The organism is Desulfonatronum parangueonense (assembly GCF_054656975.1).
This window is the reverse complement of record NZ_BAAHXH010000003.1, coordinates 3477898-3495168: the sequence shown is the minus strand read 5'-3', so window position 1 is coordinate 3495168 and position 17271 is coordinate 3477898. Positions and strand designations below refer to the sequence as shown.

Genomic DNA, 17271 nt, shown 5'->3' with positions numbered 1-17271 from the left:
CTCGCGAATACGGATATTTAGCCCGGCTTCATTCGGACGAGCTGAGTAGTGACTTCTTTTTTTCTCAAGTTTGGGAGGGAACATATGTCGACGACACGCAGACGCTTTTTGCAAATGATGGCTCTGGCAGCCGGATCATCATATATCGGCTCGGGGTGTGCTTCTGCACTGGACAATGGTTTGGGCGACGATGCATGGCTTCCGGCCTACTCAAATCTGGAGGATGCCGGCCTGCTGTCCGGACGGGTTGAAGAAGCGTACGCCAAGCTTGAAAAATGCGATCTCTGTCCCCATGAGTGCGGTGTAAACCGGCTTCAGGGAGAAAAGGGCTTTTGCGAGGCCCTGGGGCAGGCCGTGGTCCACAGCCATGGCCCGCATTACGGCGAGGAACTGCCCCTGGTCGGCAGGGGAGGCTCGGGAACCATCTTCTTTTCCCACTGTAACCTGCGATGCGTCTTCTGCCAGAACTGGCCCATCGCTCACCTGGGCCGGGGACGGACGGTGGAGGATGCCCAGCTGGCCGAGATGATGCTGGATCTGCAGCGCCGGGGCTGTCACAACATCAATCTGGTCACCCCCACGCACTTCCTGCCCAACATCCTGGGCGCGGTACGCATCGCACACGGTCAAGGTCTGCGCTTGCCCTTGTGCTACAACACCGGTGGCTATGACAGCGTGGAGAGCGTCCGACTTCTGGACGGGGTGGTGGACATCTATCTGCCGGACTTGAAGTTCATGGGCCGGGAGGAGTCATCCATGTTCGTGATCAAGGGACGGGGAGACTATCCGGAGTCGGCCAAGGCGGCCATTCTGGAAATGCACCGTCAGGTGGGTGATACGAAGGTGGATGGCGAGTCTGTAGCCCGGCGCGGCCTAATGATTCGCCATCTGGTGATGCCCAACGGGGTTGCCGGCACCAGGGAATTCGTCAATTGGGTGGCCGCCGAGCTGCCCCTGGACACCTACGTGAACATCATGTCCCAGTACCGGGTGGAGCACATGGCCTTTGACTATGAACCCATCTCACGGGCCATCACCTCCCGGGAGTACGTGGAGGCCATGGAATGGGCCAAGGCCGCCGGGTTGACCAACCTGGACGTCCGTTCCCTGGCCAACCTGGAAATCCATCGCCGAATGCTCGGTTAGTGACTTATTCCTAATAGCCCGCAAAAAAAAGTTTTGAACCGCCCCCGCACTCACTTTGTCCGGCTGTCCGTGGCAAATGACGACTTTCCTGAACAAAGTGAGGGCGGGGCAGGCCGTTATGCTCAAGGCGCAGGGGTGATGTCACTTCGCCGTCAGGCGTGAAGCCTTTTGCCTGCAGCATTTTCAGCGGAAGACAAAAATTCCTCTTGGCGTCCTTCCAGCACCTCGAGCCAAGCGGCCTGCCCCGGCATCACTTCATAATGCTTCTTCATGGTATTCATTCCGCCCAGCGGCGAACCGCCAGCCCTGGAGCAGGCCGAAGCATCCGGCAAGCATCATGTCCCCGCCGGGAGCGAGAAATGTCGCGCCTGTATTTTGCAGCAGCTCCCGGCGCGGGCCGAGGACATAGGTGGGGGTGAAATTTCCGGCTTCGGGGGGCAGATTCAGCGTCAGGCAGCCGTGACCGAAATGGTCCATGACCTGCTCGTGGGGAAGTTCACCGCGACGGAAAAGATCCAGGTCGGACAAAACGTCCTCCCGGCTTCGGTTGGAATGTTGTTCATAGACCCCCAAAACCTGATCCTGGTAGAGCAGGAAGCCCAAGACGTGACTGTTGCCTACATTGACCACGCAAATGCCTTCCCGGCGGTTGCGTTCCCGGACATCGGTCTCGTGAAGCGCTCCCAGGACCGCCGCCGCGCCGGTATCCGCAACCAGCCCGGCGCCGATGCGGCTTTTGAGAGTTCGCAGTCGGGTCAGTTCCTCCGGGGGCTCGGCAAAGACCAAAGCCTCAGGTTGGCCCCGTGCCTGGAGCAGGAAGTTCCGCCAGAGCCGAAAACGGCCGATGCGGTTGCTGGAATCCGGATGATAGCCGTGATCCTGGGCCGCGGCCAGGATCAGGTCAGGATAGTCCAGGCCCGCGGCGGCCAGGAATGTCCGCCAGAATCCCGGATCAAAATCGCACAGGTGCAGCGGTGAGTAGCCGGACGGGCACTGCGTCGCCAAAGTCACTCCCAGAGCCCGCACCCGGTCCGGATTGTCTCCCAAGGACATTGCCGCCTCAGGGTGAGCGGCCAGGGGCAGACCCTGCTCCAGGTGGCGCTTTACATCCCGGTAGAATCCACCGCCCATGTTGTCTCCGTAAAGCCAGACCGCTCGGCGAGCTTCGGTCAGGGCACCCAGGCGTTTGGAAACCATCCTGGCCGGAGAGGGAAGGACGAACTTGGGACAATTTTCCGGCTGCTCGCCAGGAAGGTGAAGCAGGACGTCCTGGGTCCCGCTGCCGATGTCCAGGCACAGCACGGAACGAGGATTCACATCCATCCCACCGGACTTCACGTTTTTCTCTCCAACCATCATGTAACCCCGTCCTTTACCACAATCTCCACCTCATGCTTCCCATGCTTCCACTTAATCGCAATTTCCTTGCGTCCATGACGCATTCAACTCATTACACTGCCATGACTCGAGCTTCCAGCTTGCTGCATTCCACGACTGCTTGAATCTCAGTTCCCCAAAACAAGCCCTTCGTCGTCGACATCAATCCGGATCGACTGGCCGCCCATAATCCGTCCGGCAATGATCTCCTTGGCCAAGGGCGTTTCCAGTCGGGCCTGGAGATAGCGGCGCAGGGGCCTGGCGCCGTAAATGGGATCATAGGCCTCGCGGGCGATGAAGTCCCGGGCCTGATCGGTCAGCTCGACCTCGATCTTGCGATCCGCCAAGCGTCCGCGGAGCCCCTGGAGCAGCAGATCGATGATCTCCTTGATCTGCTCGAGCAGCAGCGGCTTGAAGAGCACCACCTCGTCCACCCGGTTCAGGAACTCCGGTCGGAAATGCGCCCGCAGGGTGCCCATAACCTCATCCCGCGTTCCGGGACGCAGTTCGCCTTCCGGCGTGATGCCCTCCAGCAGGTACTGGGAGCCCAGGTTGGAGGTCATGATGATGATTGTGTTCTTGAAATCCACGGTTCGACCCTGACTATCGGTCAGTCGGCCGTCGTCCAGGATCTGGAGCAGGGCGTTGAACACGTCCTGGTGCGCCTTCTCCACCTCGTCAAAGAGGACCACGCTGTAAGGCTTGCGGCGCACCGCCTCGGTGAGCTGGCCGCCTTCATCGTAGCCGATGTATCCCGGAGGCGCGCCGATCAACCGGGCCACGGTGTGCTTTTCCATGTATTCCGACATGTCCAGGCGAACCATGTTCTCCTCGGTGTCGAAGAGCGCCTGGGCCAGGGTCTTGCAAAGCTCTGTCTTGCCCACTCCGGTTGGGCCGAGAAAGATGAACGAGCCGATGGGCCGGTTGGGGTCCTTCAATCCGGCCCGGGCACGGAGCACGGCGTCGGCCACGGCCTGAACCGCCTCGTCCTGACCGATGACGCGTTCATGCAAGGTGTCGCCCAGGCGAAGCAGCTTCTCCCGCTCCCCCTCCAGAAGGCGAGACACCGGGATGCCGGTCCAGCGCGAAATGATCTCGGCCACGTCGTCCGGACCCACCTCCTCCTTGACCATCCGCGCTCCGCCGGCTTCGGTGGTCATCTGGTCGTCCTGTCGGGCAAGGGTCTGCTCCAGTTGGGACAGCTTGCCATAGCGCAGCTCGGCCACGCGGTTGAGGTCATAGGCCCGTTCGGCCTCCTCGATTTCCAGCCGGACCTTTTCGATTTCCTCCTTGACGCTTCGCAGTTCGTCGATGGTCTTTTTTTCCTTTTCCCACTGGGCCAAAAGCTCGTTTTGGGAGTCCTTGAGATCGGCCAGCTCTTTCTCCAGCTTGCCCAGCCTGTCCTTGGAACTTTCATCAGTCTCGCGCTTCAGGGCCTCGCGCTCGATTTCCAACTGCAGGACCTTGCGGTTGATCTCGTCCAGCTCCGAGGGGAGGGAGTCGATTTCCGTACGCAGCATGGCCCCGGCCTCGTCGATCAGGTCGATGGCCTTGTCCGGGAGCTGGCGGTCCGTGATGTAGCGATGCGAAAGCACGGCAGCCTCGACAATGGCGCTGTCGTTGATGCGCACGCCGTGATGCACCTCGAACCGCTCACGCAATCCGCGCAGGATGGAGATGGTGTCCTCCACGCTGGGCTCTTCCACCAGCACGGGCTGGAAGCGTCGTTCCAGGGCTGGATCCTTCTCGATATGCTTGCGGTATTCGTCCAGGGTGGTGGCGCCAATGCAGTGCAGTTCGCCCCGGGCCAACATGGGCTTGAGCAGGTTGCCCGCGTCCATGGCTCCTTCGGCCTTGCCCGCGCCGACAATGGTGTGAATTTCGTCGATGAACAGGAGAATCCTGCCCTCGGACTGTTGGACTTCCTTGAGCACGGCCTTGAGCCGCTCCTCGAATTCTCCCCGGTACTTGGCGCCGGCAATGAGCGCCCCCATGTCCAGTGAAAAGACGGTCTTGTTCTTCAACCCCTCGGGTACGTCCTGCTTCAGGATGCGCTGGGCCAGCCCCTCGACGATGGCCGTTTTGCCCACGCCGGCCTCACCCACAAGCACGGGATTGTTTTTGGTTCGCCGGGAAAGGACGCGGATGCAGCGGCGGATCTCCTGGTCCCGCCCTATGACCGGGTCCAGCTTGCCCTTGCGGGCTTCCTCGACAAGATCACGCCCATATTTCTGCAGCGCTTCGTAGGTGTCCTCGGGATTGGCCGAGGTGACGCGCTGATTGCCGCGCACTTCGGTCAAGGCTGCCAGGATGCGGTCCGCGGTCAGGTTGAACTGGCGGTTGACCCGCCCCGCGGCCGTGGACGACGGCTCATCCAACGTGACCAGCAGGAGGTGCTCCACGCTGACGTACTCGTCCTGCATTTTCTTGGCTTTTTCCATGGCCTTGAGCAGAACGGCGCTCAATCGCTGGGTGATGGTGATCTGTCCCGGCTGTACCCCGGGTCCGCTGACCTTGGGCAGCTTGCCGACCTCGGCCTCCAGGGCCTGGAGATAATTCTGTGGAGAGATGCCGGCCCGATCCAACAGCCGCGGGACAAGTCCATTCTCCTGCCCCACCAGGGCCAGCAGGAGATGCTCCACATCCGCCTGCTGATGGCCGAACCGGATCGCGACTCCCTGGGCTTCGGCCACGGCTTGCTGCGATTTTTGCGTGAACTTGCTCATTTCCATGCGGATTCCTCCTGAGGATGATGAATTGGTAACTACTCAGCTCATCCGAGTAAAACCGGGCTGGATACCCGCTTTCGCGGGTATGACTGATTCGGAGACGGCATAAAACAAGTCATTCCCGCGAAGGCGGGAATCCAGGTCATGCTTGTGTCACAAGTTTGTGCAAAGCTAACCTCATCCCGTTCTGAAGCTGAGAAGTTACATGAATTGTATGATGCTATGAGGCCACTGCAAAAAGTCCGTGGGCTGAACCCACAACATTGCGAGCTTCCGGCAACATTTTGATTTTACTGACCACTAACCACTGATCACTGACCACTGCTTGGTAGCCCGGATATCAGGGCCGCCGTCCATGTCATTTCAATTGCTTGCGAAAACAGTGAGCCGAGAGCCAGCGTCACAGCAGCCGACGCAGATCCCGGACCTGACGGTCCAGATCGTCGATGCGTTCCAGCAGGTCGACGATGATGGTCCCGGCCAGGGCCGGCAGTTCGAAATCCCGGCACAATCGCTCCAGTTTGCTGACCCTGTAGACGTCCCTGGGATGAAAGAGATAGCATTCACCATCCTGCTTGTCCGGCATATCCGGGCAAATCCACCCCAGTTCCACAAGTTCTCCGAGACGGGTGGGATGGATACCGGTCAACTCTACGAACTCCCTCCAAACGACCAGTTCCGAACGAACGGGAAGCTCTCCGTCGTCAACTTTGATATGTAGCGCCATAGATCATGCTCCCTTGAATTACGATGAGGAATGTTCCCTGGGTTGAAACCCGGAGACCTGGGCAAGCTGTTCCCACAGGGCCCGCTCCTCGTCCGAAGGCACGGGCGGTACCGTGATCATGATCCGAATCAGCTGATCGCCCTGATCCGCGTCCTTGCCCAGTCCCTTGCCGCGCAGACGCAACTTTTTGCCACTGCTGGAACCGGCCGGAATGTTCATATCCACGGCGCCGGACAGGGTGGGAATACGCACTTTGGCTCCGAGAGCCGCTTCCCACGGCGCCAGCCTCAGATCATAGACAATGGAATTGCCTTCCAGCTTGAACAGGGGATGCTGCGCGATCTGTATTTTCAGGTACAGGTCGCCGGAAGGACCGCCGCGCAACCCCGGCGAACCCTGCCCGGCAAGACGGATTCGTGAACCGTTCTTGATCCCGGCGGGAATGTTCACCTGGAGCGACTTGGTCTCCATGCGCGGCATGCCGTCCGGCCCCACCACCTGCTCCTGGAACGAAATGGTCTTGGAACCGCCTGAATAGGCATCCTCCAGCGGCAACTCCATGCCCACCTCCACGTCCCGACCCTTGGTCTGCCTGGGCCCGAAACCACCCGAACCGAAGGGATCACCCTCGTAACCCTGCTGGCGGAACTGACCGCCGAAGATGGTTTCAAAAAAATCACTGAACCCGCCGAACCCGCCGGCTTCAAACTGCGGGCCTCCGGCCGAGCGGGAGCGGAAACCGCGCTGATCAAACCCCGGCGGCGGCTGGAAATTCTGGCCGTGCTGCCAGTTCGGTCCCAGAGAATCGTACAGTTTCCGCTTTTCAGGATCCTTGAGCACTTCGTACGCTTCATTGATCTCCTTGAACTTCTTTTCCGCCTCCGCATTGTCCGGATTCAGATCCGGATGATACTTCCGGGCCATCTTCTTGAAGGCCTTGGATAGCTCATCCTGGGACGCGGTCTTGGGCACGTCCAAAAGCTGATAGTAATCCTTGAAAGAAACGCTCATTGTGCTTGTTCTCCTTGCGCCAAAGTCTTGGAAGGCAAGATGGTTACGTGTGGTGAGATATGAATGATTTTTTTCAGGTCAAGCTTTTGACATAAAAGTCCATACTCTGTTGCCCTGGACAAATTCGAAGAATTCCCTATTTTCAGCTACTACCTGCTGGTGAGAATGGGTAGGTTCAGGTCTTGTGAAGTCATGCTTGATCGGATATTGAACTTGAAACGTATTATCGGAGGAAGCTGAATAGAATGATCATCAAGTGCCTGTTTGTCCTCATCTGCCTGCTCGTCATCCCCTCCTCGGCCTGGGCCTGGGGGCCGTTGACGCATATTTACGTGGCCAGTGAACTCTTTGCCTACGCCTCCATAATCCCGCCCGCCATATTTGGGTTGTTGTCGCGCTATCGTCAAGACTTTCTGTACGGAAACCTGATGGCGGACATGATTTTGGGCAAAAGCCATCTGCCGGAGGACAAAAGTCCCCACAGCTGGGCGACCGGGATGCGCTTTCTGGAACATGCCCAAAACGAGTCGGAACAGGCCTTTGCCTACGGGTATCTCTGCCACCTCGCCGCGGACACCGTGGCTCACAGGGTCTTGCTGGAGGAACAGCAGGACGTCTCCCACGCCTGGCTGGAAATGCAGGCGGACGCCATGATCCACAAGGCCTACTGGCTCCAATCCGTGAGCTTCAGCCGGGCCGTGCAGCGCCGCAACGACCGCTTCCTGGAAAACTCGCTGGACAGCTACATTTTTTCCTTCAAGACCAACCGCAGAATCTACAAGAGCTTCGTCTTCCTCTCCCTGCTCAACTTCCGCCGCAAGAAAACCTGCGTGACCCAGGACTACATCCACGAACTCCACGATCATTCCCTGGCCAGAATGATCTGCGTGCTCCGCGACGGCGAAAAATCCCTGGTCCTCCAGGAAAACCCCATGGCCGCCAAGCCTGTCGTATAAATTCCTGCAAATGCCCGGTGAGGCCTACCCATTTGAGACAATCCGAAAGTGATTTTCACGAAATCGATCCGCGGTTGACGCTTCCGGCTTTCTGATAGATGGCTTGCTCATGCCCTGGTCCGTCATATTCTGTGAAGAGTTCGTTGAGGACTTCATGGCCATGCCGGAAGAATGGCAGGACGAAGTGAGAGCCAACGCGGGCCTCCTGGAAGAGTTCGGTCCAGCCCTCGGGCGGCCCAAGGTGGATACGCTCAGGGGATCGGCCTTCCCGAACATGAAGGAATTGCGGTTCGATTGGATGAACGGCATATGGCGCATCGCTTTCGCCTTCGATCCACAACGCAAGGCGATCTTGCTTATGAGCGGCGACAAGCGAGGGACTGACCCAAAAAAGTTCTATCGCAATCTTGTTCGGCATGCTGATGAACGATACCAGAGACACTTGGATAAAATAGCGGGTGCAAGCCATGACAAAAACTCTTGAAGAAATGATGGTCGGTCTTTCCCTTGAACGGCGGGAACGAATCAAAAAGCGGACGGCTGAATTGATTGCTGAAGAATATGCCCGGCGTGAACAGCGGGCCAAGAATAACCGGTCAAAGGCCGCAAACGGCCCTGGTCGGTCTTCTAACGATTTGCCACAAGCAGCGGCAAACGGATAAACTCCGTTTGCATGATGGCGAACGTCGTCTGCACGGCCTGGGGCTTTTGAGGACCCCGGTTAAATCGCCGGATGGATGTCCGGCTGGAAACGTTTTTTTTTGTTCAGGCGATGACGGGCCAAGCTCGAACGTTCCTGAATACCTGAATCCACGGATTTCGACCAGCCCCCCGAACCCACCTGCTTCGAACTCATCCCTGGCTACCCGGCAAGCTGCTCACGCCAGTTTGGGTGAAAGAGAGTGCCCATCCCGGACGAATCTCCGGATCACGCACATCCACGCAGCTTTTCCATGAACTCTGCCCGTGACTCGGCTATGGCCTCCATGATTTCGGCCTTGAATTTTTCACGGCTGAAAGCTGATTCCAGCATCAGCAGCATCTTGTCCATGGTTACACCCGCGGCAATGCCGCCGATAATCCCGCCGGCAACCGCCCCGGCTGCCGTCCCCAGGACGGGAATCACGGAACCCGCGGCGGCCCCCACCGCTGCGCCGGCCGCTGCCCCGGTTGCGCTGCCCGCGGCTTTGCCGGCCGTGACCTTGGCCAGGGCTTTGGCGCCGTATTTCAGCGCCCCCTTGCCGGCCACCTTTCCCGAAACTTTCTTGGCCACCACGGCGGAAGCCATGCCCGCGGCGGCCCCCGCGCCGCCAAGTCCGCTGCCCGCAAGCCGGGTTTTGAAGCCGATCAGGTCATCGTGCTGCAAGACATCCCCCAAGGCGATCCGCCGGACCACATGCATGCCTGTGGTCTGGCCCGGATCGATCCGGTTGTCGGACATGATTCGCCGGGCATGCTCCTGGTACGCCTGCACCGCGGCCTCGTGCTCCGCCAGCATTTCGCGCAGCGCCACCTCCACCGGGGCGAACGGGTCGCCCTGGAGCAGCGAATCTTCCAGTTGACGGGCCATGTAGTCTTCCAGTTCGCCGAGCAGCAGGTTCATGATCCGGGCATACTCGCCGGGCAGGCTGTAGTACCAGTCCAGATAATGGTCTACATTGTTCTCCATCCGGTCAAAGGCCCGTTCGGCCTCGACCTCCACCCTGGCCAGGGAGAAGTCCAGACGGCGCAGGGTTTCCAAGCGAGCCGATTCCAGTTCATCGAGGGTCCCTTCCCGGAAAAAATCCTCGCCGATCTGCTCCACCCGGACCACCTGGACCTCGGTCCAGGCCCGGGCCTGCGTCACCTCCGGCGTCTGGCGGACCCAGGCTTCCAGGGAGGTCATCAGGGGCAGGTACAGGAACAGGACGCCAAAGGTGAACACGGCCGAGACCACCGCCATTCGCATAGGGCGCAGCGGAGGAGGGATTTCCTGTTCGGTCAATGGCCCGAACACCCTGCGGTACTCCGCGATTGGGATCAGGAAACAGGACAGCATGGCACAGGCGTTGAAGAAGATCACCATGCTGCCCACCCCCAGCATGGCCGCGGCCGGCAGGGCGTCTTCCCGACCCAGATGCCCCAGGGCATAGACCTTGGCGCCGTTGAACACCGCGGCATATTGGGCCGCCTCGAAGACCAGGGCGCTGCCGGTTATGTGAACGCTCCTGGCTTTCTCGGCGTCGATGGCGGCCTGCAGGGAGTCGAACCGGGGCTGGTCGGACAGGAAAAACAAGGCTGCCACGTATAGTCCGGCCATGAGCAGCGGCGCGATTCGCCGGGCCCCGGCCAGAGCCATGCTGGTGACCAGATACGGCTTCAACTCCCGGACGATCATCCGGCGACAGACCAGAAATACCAGCCAGAATACGGGCACAACCAGGAAAAAGGCCGCCCATTCCCATTGGCCGTAGCCGTGGAACTGAACAAGCATGAAAAATGAGCTGACCAGGGCCCAGCAGACCCAGAGCACTCCCTTGAGCAGCCTGCGGGACAGGAGCATGTACAGCCAGCCCCGGCGCGTGAAAAACGCCAGTCGCTGGATTTGGTTGATGGTCGCGGCGTAGAACCCGCTCAAGGCAATGGGCAGGCCGAGCAACAGGACGCCCAGCACGTACACCCAGTATTCATGCCCCCGGGCCGCATTGCCCAGCAGATAAACGACCACCCCCCAGGCCAGGGCCTTGAGTACAAAGGCGAACAGCCCAACAGTTCCGGCTTCCGGGCCGGCGGATTCGCCGTGGTGGTCGCACGTCGGCCGTGTGGAACTACCTTGTTGTCGGATACGAACTTCAGTCATGATCATCTCCAGGTGCCCGGCCATGTGACCCACAATCCTTCCGTGACGTCCAGCCTCTCGCGATTCCTTTCCACTGCTCCAGCCCGGCCACCCAGAGATCGAAGGACCGGGCCACGACATGCCGGTGTTCCAGACAATCCACCTCCAGCACTGCTCCGTTGGCGCAATCCAGGACGTACAGCGAACCATTTTCCTGGGCCAGAACCAATTCGTCGCGGCGCAGTCCATGGATGGGACGCAATCTTTTGGTGGCTCCGATGACGCAGGGAACGGCTTCGGGATCGGTCATTTCCTGGCTGTAGCCGTAGATCGTTACTCCGGCTGTCACGGCCTGGCCGTGCCGGTCGATAAATTTGGCGTAATCGGTTGGCAATCGAATCCCCAGCTCCGCCTGAACACGTTCCACGCGATGCGAAGTGCCGTCCTGATCCATGATGAGCCTCCTTGTGCTGTACATGAAAAGGAAGCTGTTCATATCATGAACCGTTGGCCGGGCAAGGCCGCCCGGTTCACACAGGTGTGGACCGGGAATGAATTGGACGACTGGCCGGCAAAGCAGCTCAAATCCGAGGAGGTGCTTCGTATTGCGTCATCAGGGTCCGGGCCTGCGCGGTCGCTTCCCGGCGCAGCCACTCCGGCTCCAGGACCTCGACCGCGTCCAGGCCGAAGCCCGTGGCCCAGCGCAACACTTCACCGGGCGCGGCAACCTGAACAGTGAACAGCAGACAGCCGTCGGGTTCGAAACGCAGTTTCTGGCTGTGGTGCCAGAGCCCTTCAGCCACATACTCCGAGGCCTGGGGACGGAAGCGGATCACCACCTGCTCGGTTTCGTCGCCCATGATGTGGATGAAGGCGTTTGCCTGCTGACGATGGAAGCATTTCTCGTAGGGGATTTGGGGGGAGCGGACCGGGGTGAAGCGGACTTCGCGCACCCGGTTCAGACGGAAAGTCCGGAAACTGGGATTCTTGTCCGGACAGCGGGCATAGAGGTAGAGGCTGCGTTGCAAAAAGTAGATCCGCAAGGGGTCGATCTCCCTCCAGGAGTACTCCCCGGAATGGCGGGATTCATAGAGAATGCGCACCCTTCGGCGTTCGAGCACGCTTTGTTCCAGGGCGTCCAGCACTTCCGGGCGGCAGCCGTACCCCTCGTGCATTACCACCCGGTCGAACTCGTCCAGCACCTGGCTGCGGAAAGGCTCATCCAGCCCGGCGGCCAGCTTCCGCCCCACCCGCAATGCCCGAGCCACCAGATGCCCCTCCCCCGAGGACCAGAGATGCCCCAGGGCAAACATCAGCAGCAGACGGTCCGAAAGGGTCAGATCCAGGGTCGGAGCCAGGGCGTCGGCCGTAATGGAGAAGCCGTGCTCCGTGCTGTAGGTAAAGCTGAACCCCATGTTCGCCAGAACCTTGCGATCCTTGTAGAACTGGGTCCGGGAAACGCCCAGCCGCTCCAAAAGTCCGGAAAGTTCCTGGCGTGGATTGTCCCGGATTTCCCGGATGATCAGCAAAAGGCGATGAATGCGGCGGGCATGAACGGTATCATTGCGTGTCGTTTCGGGCACGACGTCCTCCTTGCGGCATTTGCCGACGGCCCCCACATACCACCGTCCCCAGCCAACACAAGCCCTTGCGGTTCACTCAGGGGTGGACCGGGCAGAAAAAGACGGTCACAACCCCTTTCAAAATCTTATCAGTAATGGATAACTATTGAAGGGCTTACCATTGGAAGGCATTTCATCAACTATATTAGGACTTACAGCAGTCCATGACTGGGTTGGAATAGAAAGTTGTTGTCTTCGCGGTCTCTACCTGCGTTCTCTTACCCTCTCTTCGAACCAGAGCCAGATGTCGAAAACGAAATATCGATTCACGTCTGGGCATCAATTTTCAGCACAAAGTCTTTGGCTTCCCGTGAGTAGGTGGGATCGGTCAGGACAAGGTCCCGAAGTTGACGATAACGAGAAATGTCCAGCTTGTTCAGAAGCAGGAGATAGGCTCTGATGCGAAACGTGTCGTCCTGGACGGGGTGTTCGCTGAGGACGTAAAGGGCGTCGTTGTAATAACCGTCATGGATCAATCGGCGAACGGCGAATTTGAGCAGTTCCGTGTGCCGGTAGCGGTTCAGAATCTGGAAAAAATCCATGGGTGACGGCCTGTCGGCGAGGATGTTGCGAACGGCATCCGTATCCGCTTCAGCTGGAGCCATTGGCCCACCTTCAGCCAGCACCGCCATCAGCAGCCGAAAATCATCATCCTCTAAGCCCAAAAGGCCGACCTGATCCCTGCCGCTGGTAACGAATTCGGCCACGGCTTTTCGAAATTGACGCGCTTGATCCGTACCCAGGAGGGATTCCAGGTAAAGGGCCTGAGCGAGGGCCATATCCATCTCCCCCACTTCCAACTGGTGACGAATAGATTCCTCGGCACGGGATTGGATGATGCCCGCTGCCTGGTCCTCGGTGTCCGCGTCCAGAATCGTCAGGTAAGCCATGATCAGAAAATCGAGGTTGACGCTACGCTCACTGAGAGTGACAAACTCGGCCACGGCGCTCTGAGCGTACCCGGTATTGCCGGTTTCCGTGAAATAGTCGGCATGAACCGCGCCACGGTAATATCTGGCCAACAGCAACAACTCATCTTCTTCCATGGTCTTGGTGCCGATTCGTTCGAACGTGTTGATGAATTCGGTAAAGTAGCCCAGGGATCGCCCAAGATGCCGTCGCTCTCCGGTCTGGTCGTACAGGTTCAAGAATTCGAGACCACTGTCGAAGGCGGACTTGAGAGAAGCGTCCAGCCGCTCCAGTATCTGATCCACCCGCGCCGAAATGGAGTCCAAGGTCTGGACCATGCTTTCCAGTTGCAGCCCCATGGCCTGCACGCCGCCGAGAATGTCCATTCCCAGGCCATGCAAGTCCGCATGCAGCGCATCCACCTTGCCTTCCACGCGCAGGGCTATTTCCTGGTTCTTCACGATCTCGGCCAGATTCAGGCCAATGGCCGCCATCTGGGCTTCATGCCTGTACTGGATGTCCTGCCCCAAAATGGCAAACTCCTGGACCATCCGGTTTTCGACCTGACTGATCCGCTCCTGCGTCTCACGGGCCGTTTTCTGCACGACCCGACGCACTTCATCAGGGCTCAAGGACGATGCACCAGCGGTTTTTTCGGTTTCAACGGCCTGTTCATCGGGCGCGACCGCCGCGTATGCCGTATCAACGGTTGCATCCATCAGGTAGTCCGCGGCCATGCTCACGGCAACGCCGCCCACGAATCCGGCAGCTATGGCGACAGGGCCTCCCAAGGAAAGGGATGTGGCGCCGGCAGCACCGGTTTTGAGGTTGCGCCCCAAGCTTTTTATAAAACCTTTTGAGGCCCGTTTGGTTGCCGGCGTCGATTTCACTGTAGAAGTGGATGGATTAGCAAGCTGTTGGCGTCCCGTGCTTGGCAAGGATCCGGGAGGCGTCCGCAAACTGTACTGACGCAGACCTGTGGTGATTCTGGACGGATCATTTCTGAAATCTCGCATCATGCGGGCACGGTCAGCATCAGGAACGCCCTGTGTCTTCAGGCTGTTATCCAGGTTTGTAAAGTAGCTGTCGGCAATTCGCTGCTGAAAGGAATTTTGCGGGGTCTTCAAATCGATAAGCGTGTTTCCTTGAGATTGGATACGATATCGTTCCCCTCCGGACAAACGACGCAAATCCACCGACTCCCCTTTGCTTTTGACGTCCTGAACGTCCACGCTGAGTTTGCCGTTTACCACGTTCGCGTTCCACAAGCGGCCACGGTAATTATTGTTTCCCACATGCCTTTTGATCTGCTCGTACTGACGAATCTGCTCCGGGCTGTTCCCGCGTCTTTGCGCTTGCTTTATCAAATCGTCCAGCTTGCAGTTCAACCAGGATTGAGACATTTGTTGCCCGCCACAAATCAGGTTGCCGCCGAGTCGGCTTTTTCCATACTTGCTCTCGACCATCATGACATCCCTGACCACGCCGTTCTCGACTTTGACGAACAGTCCATCGATGCCCTGCCTCCCGACCTGCCCCTGCTTGGACTGCCACCCCCCGGCCTTGAAGTAGTCCTGCATCAGGCCCTCGGCCGAATCGCCGAGAACATGCCGCGTGTCAAAGGCCCAGGAAGGCTGGGACGCGAGGAGGATGAGCAACAGAGCAAACAGCGAAACGGTGCGCTGAAATAACCGCATTTCCTGATCAAGAGTCGGGAGTTTGGCCAAGATGGTGGAGGAAAACATGGCAAAGCCTCCTGTTCTTACGGAACAAGTTCCGAACCACGCCGCTCGACTCGCACTTGGCTGCCGTCAAAGGCAAACGTGAAGTCATGCGTTCTGCCGTCCTCGGCCAGGATGTTCAGACGCATGGGACGTTGGGATCTGGCTTTGGGGATGCGGAAAGCGAGGGTGTATTCCCGACGTAACTGCGGCTGAAACACGACACGTCCCACGGTCATCGTCGCCAGGGACAGTTCCGCACCATCCAGCAGGATTCGCTCCGGTGTAAAGTCGGAGAGCAGGCGTAGCGTAAAGACGACCGTATTGCCGACAACTTCGTGTTTCCCCAGCGCTTCCACCGAGTTTCCGGCAGCCAGGCTGCCCGGGGCTAATGATATCCCCGGATACGGATACCGTACCTCGCCGCTCCGTGGATCAAAGAGCAGCCCCTCATCGCTGAAAACCATCTGTTGTTCACCATCAATGATGAGAAACGTGGGGCTTTTCAGATAGCCCACAGTATAGGTTTGGGCGTGGGCTATCTGTTCTTGATTGTTCACAGGGCCGACTTCCAGGGGGACGCCTAGCAAGGCCGCTGTTTCCATGACCGGAACCAGGCATTGCGGGCAGTGGGTCACAATCTGACTGTCGGTCTCTGCTCTCAATCCTTCCTGAGTCACATTTTGCATGGCCTCTTCAGCCCTCGAATAATCCTTCAGCATGAAATGGGCATGGGCCATGCCAAGACTGGTCAGAGACTTTCCCGACCCCTCGTCATGCGCTTGAGTGAAACATGCCAAGGCATCCGAGTACTCCCGATTGCTGAGCAACAGCCAGCACTCCAACGAGTGAACCTCTTGCGCTACGCTCGGCAACTCATCACGCAAGCTCCGGAGTGTCCCCAAAGCTTTTGCTCTCTCGCCCAAGCCCATCTGGGCCAAGGCCAATTGAGTCATGATCTCCCCGCACAGCTGCTCTTGATTGCATGAACCTTGAAACAGTTTCAAGGATGAGGAAAGAGCTGTTTCCGCCTCGGCATATCGGCCATTCTCAAGGTGAATCCGACCAAGCAAGACAAGGGCGGATAAGGATTCGGCCTCCAAGTCCAATACCGTAGCAAGAACCGCACGAGCACCGTCCGTATCCCCAGCTTTGAACTTCATTTCGGCCTGCAGCAGGAACATCGGTATAAATTCTCGTAGTTTTTGCTGGGCTTCGAGATGGCCGAGTGCAGCAGCCTTTTGGAGAAATTTGATTCCTGTCGGGATATCTTTATCAGTGCCTTGGCCTTCAATTTTCATTCTGCCGAGATAAAAAAAAGCTATATCATTATTCTGTTTTTCATAAAAATGAAATATATTCATTGCGCCAATATAATCATTATTATAATATTTTGTTAATGCTTGTTCAAGATTATCTGTTGTAATTACTGAAACAAGCCTAAATCCTATCGCGCTACTTCTTTCATTAATACCATTATAAAATCTAAATAAAGATCTATTTCCAAACGACTGGCTCATGAAAGAACCACCTCTGGATATTTTAATAACATGGCTATCAATATTTGAAGGGTTTCTCTTATTAAACCTTCTATATGCCTGCTGATTGTAACTGTCCGAGGTCCATTCTCTAACGTTTCCACTCATGTCGAATATGCCAAGATCATTGCTTTTTTTTCTTCCAACAGGATGTGTTGACCAGTAGCTGTTCAGGACAAACCACGAAAGTTCATGAATATTTTCTCCTCCACAAAATTTTTGATTTTTTCCCCCACTTCGACAGGCATACTCCCATTCAGCTTCCGTAGGCAGGCGGAACTCATAAAGATGGTTTTTGGTGTTGAGTTTATGGATATATTCTTGAGCATCATTCCATGAAACGTTTTCCACTGGATAATTGTCACCTCTCTGGAAGTGTGCGGGGTTATGGCCCATAATGGCTTTCCATTGGCCTTGTGTGACCTCGTATTTGCCCATCCAGAATTCATCAATGCAGACATTTGTAGCTGGTTTTTCATTGTCATAGCAATTATTAGCCCAAGAACCGCAACCCAAATAAAAACATCCATCAGGCACCCGAACGAACTCCATGCCAGTAATTGGCTCCGTGAAACTGTCCTGAGCGATAGCAGGGAGGTTTGACAAGAATAGAAATGCTATGGTTAGTGCGACTGCTGTGTTGCTGAACCGAGTGATGGTCCACATGATGGTTTTGTTCCTGAAGTTGTATAACGATGAATTATTGGAAGGCAAAGC

The 17271-nt window shown here is 57.5% G+C and carries 13 protein-coding genes; 4 read left to right on the top strand and 9 right to left on the bottom strand.

The genetic code is table 11. The features are described from left to right. The first annotated feature begins 84 nt into the window (after positions 1-84). On the top strand, positions 85-1146 hold the full coding sequence (locus ACYQ15_RS15700; RefSeq protein ID WP_459938442.1) for a radical SAM protein: 1062 nt from the start codon (positions 85-87) through the stop codon (positions 1144-1146). A gap of 255 nt (positions 1147-1401) precedes the next feature. Here ACYQ15_RS15700 and ACYQ15_RS15695 read toward each other — a convergent pair whose 3' ends face one another. The 4 genes from ACYQ15_RS15695 to ACYQ15_RS15680 all read right to left on the bottom strand — a co-directional run bounded on the left by ACYQ15_RS15695 (position 1402) and on the right by ACYQ15_RS15680 (position 6990). Continuing rightward, the gene (locus ACYQ15_RS15695; RefSeq protein ID WP_459938441.1) at positions 1402-2505 is read right to left on the bottom strand and encodes a DUF1786 domain-containing protein; all 1104 of its coding nucleotides are present in this window, start codon (positions 2503-2505) and stop codon (positions 1402-1404) included. A 146-nt stretch (positions 2506-2651) separates the two neighbouring features. Continuing rightward, positions 2652-5255, bottom strand: coding sequence for an ATP-dependent chaperone ClpB (gene clpB, locus ACYQ15_RS15690; protein ID WP_459938440.1), 2604 nt, complete (start codon positions 5253-5255; stop codon positions 2652-2654). 397 nt (positions 5256-5652) lie between these two features. Then, a complete protein-coding gene (locus ACYQ15_RS15685) occupies positions 5653-5979 on the bottom strand; it encodes a chaperone modulator CbpM (protein WP_459938439.1) in 327 nt (108 codons plus the stop codon). Between the two features lie 18 nt (positions 5980-5997). Further along, the gene (locus ACYQ15_RS15680) at positions 5998-6990 is read right to left on the bottom strand and encodes a DnaJ C-terminal domain-containing protein (RefSeq protein WP_459938438.1); all 993 of its coding nucleotides are present in this window, start codon (positions 6988-6990) and stop codon (positions 5998-6000) included. Positions 6991-7235: 245 nt separating this feature from the next. On the opposite strand from ACYQ15_RS15680, the gene ACYQ15_RS15675 reads away from it, so the two are divergent. From ACYQ15_RS15675 to ACYQ15_RS15665, 3 genes are all read left to right on the top strand, one after another. Then, the gene (locus tag ACYQ15_RS15675; protein ID WP_459938437.1) at positions 7236-7946 is read left to right on the top strand and encodes a zinc dependent phospholipase C family protein; all 711 of its coding nucleotides are present in this window, start codon (positions 7236-7238) and stop codon (positions 7944-7946) included. Positions 7947-8100: 154 nt separating this feature from the next. Beyond that, a complete protein-coding gene (locus ACYQ15_RS15670) occupies positions 8101-8430 on the top strand; it encodes a type II toxin-antitoxin system RelE/ParE family toxin (protein ID WP_459938436.1) in 330 nt (109 codons plus the stop codon). Beyond that, on the top strand, positions 8414-8608 hold the full coding sequence (locus ACYQ15_RS15665) for a hypothetical protein (protein WP_459938435.1): 195 nt from the start codon (positions 8414-8416) through the stop codon (positions 8606-8608). The genes ACYQ15_RS15670 and ACYQ15_RS15665 overlap by 17 nt, the downstream gene beginning before the upstream one ends. A gap of 266 nt (positions 8609-8874) precedes the next feature. On the opposite strand, the gene ACYQ15_RS15660 is transcribed toward ACYQ15_RS15665, so the two are convergent. From ACYQ15_RS15660 to ACYQ15_RS15640, 5 genes are all read right to left on the bottom strand, one after another. Then, positions 8875-10785 (bottom strand): hypothetical protein, encoded by a 1911-nt coding sequence (locus tag ACYQ15_RS15660; protein WP_459938434.1) that lies wholly within the window; start codon positions 10783-10785, stop codon positions 8875-8877. After that, positions 10778-11218, bottom strand: coding sequence for an SMI1/KNR4 family protein (locus ACYQ15_RS15655; protein WP_459938433.1), 441 nt, complete (start codon positions 11216-11218; stop codon positions 10778-10780). Before ACYQ15_RS15655 ends, ACYQ15_RS15660 begins: the two co-directional genes overlap by 8 nt. Before the next feature lie 127 nt (positions 11219-11345). Continuing rightward, positions 11346-12347 carry a helix-turn-helix transcriptional regulator gene (locus ACYQ15_RS15650; RefSeq protein ID WP_459938432.1) on the bottom strand — a complete coding sequence of 334 codons (1002 nt, stop codon included), beginning with the start codon at positions 12345-12347 and terminating at the stop codon, positions 11346-11348. Between the two features lie 305 nt (positions 12348-12652). After that, entirely contained in the window at positions 12653-15040 is a 2388-nt protein-coding gene (locus ACYQ15_RS15645) for a hypothetical protein (RefSeq protein ID WP_459938431.1), read from the bottom strand. 17 nt (positions 15041-15057) lie between these two features. Then, positions 15058-17220 (bottom strand): SUMF1/EgtB/PvdO family nonheme iron enzyme, encoded by a 2163-nt coding sequence (locus ACYQ15_RS15640; RefSeq protein WP_459938430.1) that lies wholly within the window; start codon positions 17218-17220, stop codon positions 15058-15060. Between the last annotated feature and the right edge of the window lie 51 nt (positions 17221-17271).